Annotated in this window: 6 protein-coding genes; all 6 read right to left on the bottom strand. The window is 45.7% G+C overall.

The genetic code is table 11. The annotated features are described in order from the left end of the window. Positions 1 to 654: 654 nt before the first annotated feature. Complete coding sequence (locus BMY62_RS16395; RefSeq protein ID WP_218143006.1) at positions 655 to 1,773, bottom strand: alpha-amylase family protein; 1,119 nt, start codon at positions 1,771 to 1,773, stop codon at positions 655 to 657. 62 nt (positions 1,774 to 1,835) lie between these two features. Further along, a complete protein-coding gene (locus BMY62_RS16400) occupies positions 1,836 to 2,486 on the bottom strand; it encodes a hypothetical protein (protein WP_218143007.1) in 651 nt (216 codons plus the stop codon). 112 nt (positions 2,487 to 2,598) lie between these two features. Continuing rightward, on the bottom strand, positions 2,599 to 3,711 hold the full coding sequence (locus BMY62_RS15375; protein WP_090662029.1) for a PLL family lectin: 1,113 nt from the start codon (positions 3,709 to 3,711) through the stop codon (positions 2,599 to 2,601). 376 nt (positions 3,712 to 4,087) lie between these two features. After that, on the bottom strand, positions 4,088 to 5,110 hold the full coding sequence (locus BMY62_RS15380) for a M12 family metallopeptidase (protein ID WP_090662032.1): 1,023 nt from the start codon (positions 5,108 to 5,110) through the stop codon (positions 4,088 to 4,090). Positions 5,111 to 5,156: 46 nt separating this feature from the next. Continuing rightward, positions 5,157 to 6,107 (bottom strand): hypothetical protein, encoded by a 951-nt coding sequence (locus BMY62_RS15385; RefSeq protein WP_090662035.1) that lies wholly within the window; start codon positions 6,105 to 6,107, stop codon positions 5,157 to 5,159. Positions 6,108 to 7,331: 1,224 nt separating this feature from the next. Then, entirely contained in the window at positions 7,332 to 7,628 is a 297-nt protein-coding gene (locus BMY62_RS15390; protein ID WP_090662038.1) for an HD-GYP domain-containing protein, read from the bottom strand. Between the last annotated feature and the right edge of the window lie 100 nt (positions 7,629 to 7,728).

The raw sequence follows: 7,728 nt of genomic DNA on the forward strand, positions 1-7,728 counted from the left end.
CGTGTAATGTTCATCTCGGACTCCTCTCTTCTTTGACTAGTTGATAGTTACTCTAGTCTGGCACATTGATGCCGATTAAGGGTGGAGGAGTCCATCCCATTGGGTTAGACACCAGGGTTTGGTAAGGAATTCCCTCTTCATAAGCTTTTAACTGGAATATCCAGTTCATCCAAATGGCTTGGTTTTTCAAATAATGCGCGATATGCGATTTGCCGCATTTCAGGGGTCTTCCCTAAAACCAAATAAATATCGTGAGGTTTGATAATGGCATTATTAAATATTGGCCAACATTCGGCTCAGTTCAGAAATTGTAAACGGACCCATCATAACGCCCCTTTTGCTTAGCAAGCATAGGCTCTCTCTAACCTGTACTTATAGTCCAAATAGTTGCATTGATGTGGATTGATTACCTGTCCAAAAAATGGGGTCCACTTCTCAGAATGATTACGAGGTAAAAATCATGCCTCTATTTCTATTATCAGAATTTTTCAACACAAGCCACGTAATCAAAACGTTACAATTTCATTGTAATGGCTAATAACGCTTGTAGTAAAGTAAGAAGCGGGGTTGAGCTTTGAGAAGAGTGTTTAAGTGTAGGAATATCAGATAAACCCAATTTTCTATTAAAACATGATGTTGGTGCCACAGCCAAAATTATCCCTTCCTGTAAAAAACTTTCCCCCAGTTGGGGTTAATCAAATGATTGGGCAGATGGTAGTTATCTACGATGTATTCCCCGCCATTGAGCAGATCCTGCCATAGGCCATTTGTTGAAAGAGGAACATTCACATAATGGTCGTAATCTGAGAAATTCAGTACGATGATAAAGCGTTCCAGTTGACCGTCTTCTGCCGTGCCCCAGCGGTGATAAATTGCGATATCCCGGGATTCGTCAATGCCATAACCCTGATCATTGAATTGTGTCAATCTCTCATCATAATGCCGAGGATAAAAGTTATAGGATTGCAATGCGGGATGCATTTTGCGCATTTGGATGAGTTTTTGATGTAAGGCTAATAGTCGTTGTCCTGGCACGTCATCAAGAAATTCCCAGTGCAGTGGCCGCGGCTGAACGCGCTCGGCGCCTGAGTTTGGCAGGAAATAGTCTTCACCAAATTCCTGTCCGTTGTGGATCAATACGGCTCCCGGAGAGGTAAGCAAGGTGATCAGTGGAACCTGAGCTTTCCACCAGCGGTCCCGGCCACCGGCACGATTGATGAGGGTGGAATGATCGTGATTTTCTATGTATGTAACCGGTCCTTTTTCGGCAACAAAATCCCGTCCACTATCCAGCACACGGATCAACCGGGTATTGACATGGCCGTCAATCGCCTGCTGAGGAACATCGTATAAGAAACGGTCATACCAGCAGCCGGTCGCGCAAATCTGGTTAGTATCTTCAATAGCTTGGTAACGATTATCGGTCAGATGCTCGAGCATGAGGGCGACATTGCTCCGGCCGGTTTGAGACAGATAGTCCTTGAGATCGGTGATGAGTTTTGTGATGCCCCGGTGAGGTTCGCTCGGACGGTGAAAACCCAGAGTGTAATCAAAACGAATGCCATCGATCTGGTAGGTATCCAGCCAGTATTTGCAAACATCCAAGATAAACTGTTGGGTACATCGGTTGTTGTAATCAAATTCCTCGAAATAGCCGGCGCTTGCAAAGCCGCCGGTAAAGGGTGAATCATTAGGATCCAGGTATAACCAATGATAGGGAAAACCTCTGCCCGGATTCAGACCGGCGTCGACATGGTTGAATACACCGTCCATAATGACATGAATGTTATGGCGATGCAGCTCATTGAAGAGCGTCTTTAAGCGGTAGAGCCGATCTAGCGGATTGGCCGGGTCTTCGATATAGCGGTTCTCGACCGCAAAAAAAGAAAGGGATTATATCCCCAGCTGAATTCCCCGCCCCGCCATGCCGTCCAAGGCATGAATTCAACGGCGTTGATGCCGAGATCAGCCAGATAGTCAATCTTGTCTTTAACGGCATCGACCGGAGCCCTGTTTTCCCGAAAGCCAGCGGTAAAGTCATCGATCATCAATTCATAGATGACGAGGTCATGAAAAGGAACATGCTCGCCGATTGGTTTGACATTTGTACTATGGCCGCCGATAACGAATGCGGCGTTTTTATGTTCTGTCGCCACATATTTGCTGCAGGGATCGCCGCACCAACGCGTGGTCCCGTCGTCATAAGTAACGAAGTATTTATATTGATAGAATCCATCGGATAGCTGATCAATGGTATAGGTATAGAGTATGCCATTGGGATGGTCGGTTTTCACTAGCTCCGGTGCATGCGCAAAATCCCAGTTGTTGACGCCCAATTCACTTTGAAAATCACCGATCACTTGTATTCGCGTGATTCTGGGCAAGCCGCCATTGATATATTGAGACGAATCTTTTGCAGTGTCTGGAAAAAATAACTTAAACTCAACTGTGTGATCAGAAACAACTGCACCGAAATTTTCGTACATGACTGCCTCCTTACATTTTTGAGTGAAACTCGTCATCTGGCAAACAAAACCCTGCCTCCCTCTGAAAATTCAGACCGAGAGACAGTTCTTCACGCAATAAAACGGGCACGACTTAATGAGTTTGCCAAATATGCCAAATGGCTCCATCTTTGCCTGTCACAAACACTTCGAGACGATGATCCTGATTTGTTCCGACGGTCAGACGATCTGCCTGCTGTATTCCAGCGGGTGGCGTTCCCAGGTTCTCCCATTTACTCCAGAACGGTTCATGGAAAATCTGCCAGGCATGCCAAAGCGCGCCATCGTCACCCACGGCAACTACTTCAACCCGACGGCGTCTAGCGTCGAGTGCCGCTTCAAGCCGGTGGATTCCAACATTCGGTCTTGGTGGCGGCTTCTCATTCCATCCTTCATGCCGCCAAGTTGAACTATTCGGCGCCTCCTGCCAACGATTACAGAATGCTTTGTTGCCGGGCACAAAGACTTCTAAGTGGCCGTCAGGATTTTCCTGCACGACGGGTTCGGACAAATCCCGGTCTTTAGGTGGTTCCGAGCCATCAAACAGGTCACGAGGCTTTCCGAGGCTTTCCCAATCACTCCAACCGACATTCGGCGCCACCTGCCAGATATGCCAGAGCGCATCATCACGGCCCACTACAAATAATTCCTGCCGACCATCCAGATTTGACCCCACGGTGATGCGATCAGCTTGGCGGATATCAACAGGCGGTCGACCCAGTCTTGACCAATGACTCCAACCACCATTAGGCACTGTTTGCCAAATCTGCCAGATATCACCATCACCGCCGACGGCAGATATCTCTTGCCTGCCATCTTGATTGCTTCCGGCGGTGAACCGGTCACCGACAGCAGGTGCGCCGCCAGCCCCATTCATCAATTTCCATTCACTCCAACCTCCATTGGGGACTACTTGCCATTTTTGCCAGAGGGTATTGTCATCTCCTGCAGCAAACATTTCCTGGCGGCCATCAGCATTTCGGCCAACCACATGAGTGTTAATTCGCACTTGTCCGGAAGGCTTGCCAAGGTTGAACCAACGCTCATGCCACCCGGCGTTCGGAAAACGCTGCCAGATATTAAATATCCCATTCGATCCACGAGCAAATACCTCGAGCCTGCCATCCTGATTACGTTGCACGAAGGGGCGGCTCAATTCAGACGGCGCTTTACCCAGAGATGCCCAGTTACTCCAATGAATAGCCATCTTGTTTCCTCCGAAGATAAAGGATTCATCGAAAAATTACTACATAACAGTTCTACAAGCGCATCATCACAACCCGGAGCCGCTCAAAAAAGACAAACTCCTAGGAGGCTGTCCGAGAATAGAATAATCTACTGCGGAACAACCATTTTGGCCATATTTTCCGATCATTTTCGTTAAATAGAATAACTATTCGCCTCAAATGATCAAAAAATCTGTCTCAAAATGGCTTTCCCTCGCTACGATGACTATTCTCGAATAGCCTCCTGGTACCAGAAACACGCGTCCGGATAACGCATGCCACTGACTGACAGACAAAAAGTAATCTATAAAATATAAACTTATAACCTCATCGGTAAAACAAACGTCGACAGATTTGTTAATAAGATTTATATACTTTAATGCCATAAGGTCCGGTACCACTGGAACGATTGTAATGGCGCACTTGCAGATAATATTTACCAGGGGCTAAATCCGCGACAATTCTGGGGTTATATCCACGTCCCCCATCATCATCTTCCGCCACCAATTGAGTCTGATTATCCGGGCCAAATAATTTCATCACCAAATCGGTTTGTCCTTCAGTTACCATAGTGTAGGTTCCAATAGAGCGGGCGGTGAAAGTAAATAAATCCTCTTCTCCAGGTTGACCAATAGTAGCTTCATAGGCTTCGATTTCGGTCACTGGTAGTTCCACTACAGAAGAGGCTTTGCCTGGGTACATTACTGCGCTGGCAATAAAGGATTTGTCCATGTCAGACAGTGTCGTATTGGGTTCGGTATGAAAGCCGTCGACGGTCCATTCGGCAGGAAAGCTATAGAGCATAATTGATTCAGCATCGAATTCAGTGCCGTTGATTTGATCATGAGCATATTTGTTTAATACATTATGCCGTATTGTTGCTTCGTCCCAGTTGTTTGGCGGACGGGACAAGTCACGTATGACCGCTGCTTCGTTCCATTGAATCCCGCCTTCGGGATTTTGATGCTCATGCGCCAAGCCAATGGCGTGACCAAATTCATGGAGCACTACCGCCTCGTCCAGCCAACCAAAATTCATGGTGGGTTGGTTCACTGAAATGGATTTGGCGTCGGTACCCACGTAGGACCATGCGCCATCATCGGCAAAAGCAACACGAATATCCGCATCGGGCCGAGCATTAAAATCAAACGTCAAATTGGCATGCTGGGTCCATTTGGGCGCGAACTGCTTCACAATATTATGTTGATCAGCCGTGCCCCCCATAAATCGAATGCCGAGTGTCGAACCGTTAATCCACATTTTACCGATGGGTGCAATTGCACGGGTTCGGCCGGCTGGACCAAAGGACATAAAGGGAATAGCGCGTTTCAAGTCCCGGGGTAAGATTTTGTCGTAGCAGATCTTTTTGATGTCAGACATGGCTGGCTCCTTTTACGGTTATCGAGTACGTTATGCTCGGAGTGGGTTAAACCTTTTTGTCGGGACGTAGTTTTTTTATTTGTGTCTCCGAAATATTCACCGATGTTGTTTCTTTAGCATCCCGCCCCTGCGCCTGATCGACATCGGCTATACTCTTTACGCCTTCCAATGTTTCGGAAGATGCGATATCTTCAAGCGCCTCATCATACAAATCAAACCAGGGGAAACCGTATTGGGTATAGGTGGCGGCATCGATGGGTGTCGGTGGGGGCGCGCTGCCAGTCAGTGCGCGATATTGCAGACTATTTACAATATATACTTCTATTTGGCCTAAATTGTTTTCGTCCCAGACTTCCACACCGTAAGGGTCAGTATAAATTTTCTGTCGCATTCTGCCACCGGCCGCCAAACCCATGCCCATTTGCGCCATAGCCGTCTTTTCCGGACCCCGTTTTGTTTCCACAGGCGCTCGCTCGGGAAACAGGTCCGGCTTGGGCTCAAACACTGTTATCTGAATCCCGCCGCGTTCTTCAAGTCCGGTTAACATACCTTCGATGCTATAACCTTCTCCCAACGGCATGGCAACAAATTGTCGAACTGTCGCCTCTCCGGTATTAATACCGTCCAACCATGGTTGCATTGGCACAACAATATAATCCTGCCCATCCGCGTGCAATGCCGGTTCATAAGCGCTTCCTGAAATGGCGTTAATCCCACCGACTGCAACTTTAGCGGCATTGGGTTTCCACACGGCCCCTTGAAAACCCAACCATAATGCTTCGCGTTGATACATAGGAATGAACGCGCCACGCTTGTTTTTCCATTGGTGCGGTAATCTATCGTGGTAGTCTTCTAATCGACGTATGGGGAAAGCACCGAGCCCTGGTGGCAGTGGATATGTTTTGCCATCATCGGGTATAACCAAAGTACGCTGAAACGAAACCGCAAAGCGTTCGCCAATGCTAATCGACCATTTTCCAACCACTACGTCCAACATCGTATAGCATCCTCTCAGTTCAACTGAAAAATTTTGCTACTAATTGCTGCAGCTACCTGCGAGTTAAGACTTTTGCCTTTACTTTATTTTTGTTGGTACCACAACTCCTGACAAATCGAGTCCGTTGTTACCTGTAGGGTTTGTTTTTGTGCGGTTTTTGTGTGTTAGGGGTAGCTTCTCTTATAGTAGAGAGATTAAATTTAGTATTAAATTACTTGAGGTCAATTGGGTTGTCAACAGATTAATGATCTGTCGGCACAAACCATCCGTTTTATATTGACATGTGGCAAAAAGAAGGACCCCCTGTAATGGAAACGGAGTGAAGGGGATATGTTGGCTCAGGCTTAGCACTTGCCAACCCGGTTCGGGGAGGAGCGCATGCTTTGTCTGTAGTATTAGCATTGAGAGGTGCTAATGGGATGGCCGACAGGAGCCGTATGAATCGAGAGGTTCACGTACGGAATCTGTGAGGAGCTGGAGGTGGAATTCCTCCGGCTTACTCGACCATATGTGGTATGAATGTCCATGGCAAGATTGTGTTAACAAAACGGTTGTCACGGAAGAAATTATTGCCTTTTTTAGCTAACATGCCGCATTGTTTGATCGGTATAGAAGCATGTGGCGGTGCGCATTTCTGGGCTAGAGAGATTAACAAATTGGGGCATGACATTAAAATAATGAGTCCCCAATACGTGAAGCCTTATATCAAGACTAATTTTACCGCTTTCTCCCAAAACTGCATGTGTCAAATTTGTGCCAAACTACCGCTGAAATACCATTGATTGATACTGTGTGACATTAGTTCTCGCTGTGGCAAGCGTTGTAAGTATTTGATTTAAAAATAACTATAATTTGCAGATATGCTTCGTAATCAGTGGGGTGATAGTTCTAGGTATAAAAAAAGCAAAAAATAATGGTGTTACTTTTGGTCGCAAAGCTAAACTAACTGATATTCAGATTGAAGAATTGCGTTACAAATGTTCAAATGGTGTATTAATAAAAGATTTGATGGCAAATTATGGATTGTCTAAAGCATCTGTATATAGGCTATTGTCAATACAGAGAAGATAGTTACTTAAACTGGCAAGTGCTTTACAGTTAAACATATCCGATATTTATTAACATTCCAATACTATCAAGAATCAGATCGGCGAAGCTTTTTGAATTGACAGAATTGTAGTTTTTAGCATGTGCAACTTTTGATGTCGGAATATGCAACTATGGTTAGTAAATGTCAATTCCATTAGAACATTCTTTAGAATCTAGCATTTTGCCAAAGCATTCGAGTAAATCAGGATCATATAAATGCGAATTCCTTTGAAGAATATCAATTGCTTTGCTTTTGCTGACACCAGGCTGATAGCGTCTTTGATCTGTTAAAGTTTCAAAAGAATCAAGAATTCTGGTAATACGTGCCAGAAATGGTATTTCTTTACCAATTAATCCGTCCGGGTAACCACTGCCATCATAATTCTCATGGTGATATAACACTATTTCATTGATTTTTACATCTATCTTCAAAGAACCTAACGATCATTTCGGTAGACGCCACCCCTGATCATGAAAGAAACTTGAGAGGAAGGTGGCAGGAAGAGGTCGCACATTTTTTTGGTGACTTGAT

Source organism: Nitrosomonas marina, from assembly GCF_900111605.1.
GTDB lineage: Bacteria > Pseudomonadota > Gammaproteobacteria > Burkholderiales > Nitrosomonadaceae > Nitrosomonas > Nitrosomonas marina_A.

Excerpts from the sequence above, each read along its gene's own strand:
- BMY62_RS16395 (WP_218143006.1), bottom strand. The coding sequence starts at position 1,773 with ATGGACGGTGTATTCAACCATGTCGACGCCGGTCTGAATCCGGGCAGA.
- BMY62_RS16400 (WP_218143007.1), bottom strand. The coding sequence starts at position 2,486 with ATGTACGAAAATTTCGGTGCAGTTGTTTCTGATCACACAGTTGAGTTT.
- BMY62_RS15375 (WP_090662029.1), bottom strand. The coding sequence starts at position 3,711 with ATGGCTATTCATTGGAGTAACTGGGCATCTCTGGGTAAAGCGCCGTCT.
- BMY62_RS15380 (WP_090662032.1), bottom strand. The coding sequence starts at position 5,110 with ATGTCTGACATCAAAAAGATCTGCTACGACAAAATCTTACCCCGGGAC.
- BMY62_RS15385 (WP_090662035.1), bottom strand. The coding sequence starts at position 6,107 with ATGTTGGACGTAGTGGTTGGAAAATGGTCGATTAGCATTGGCGAACGC.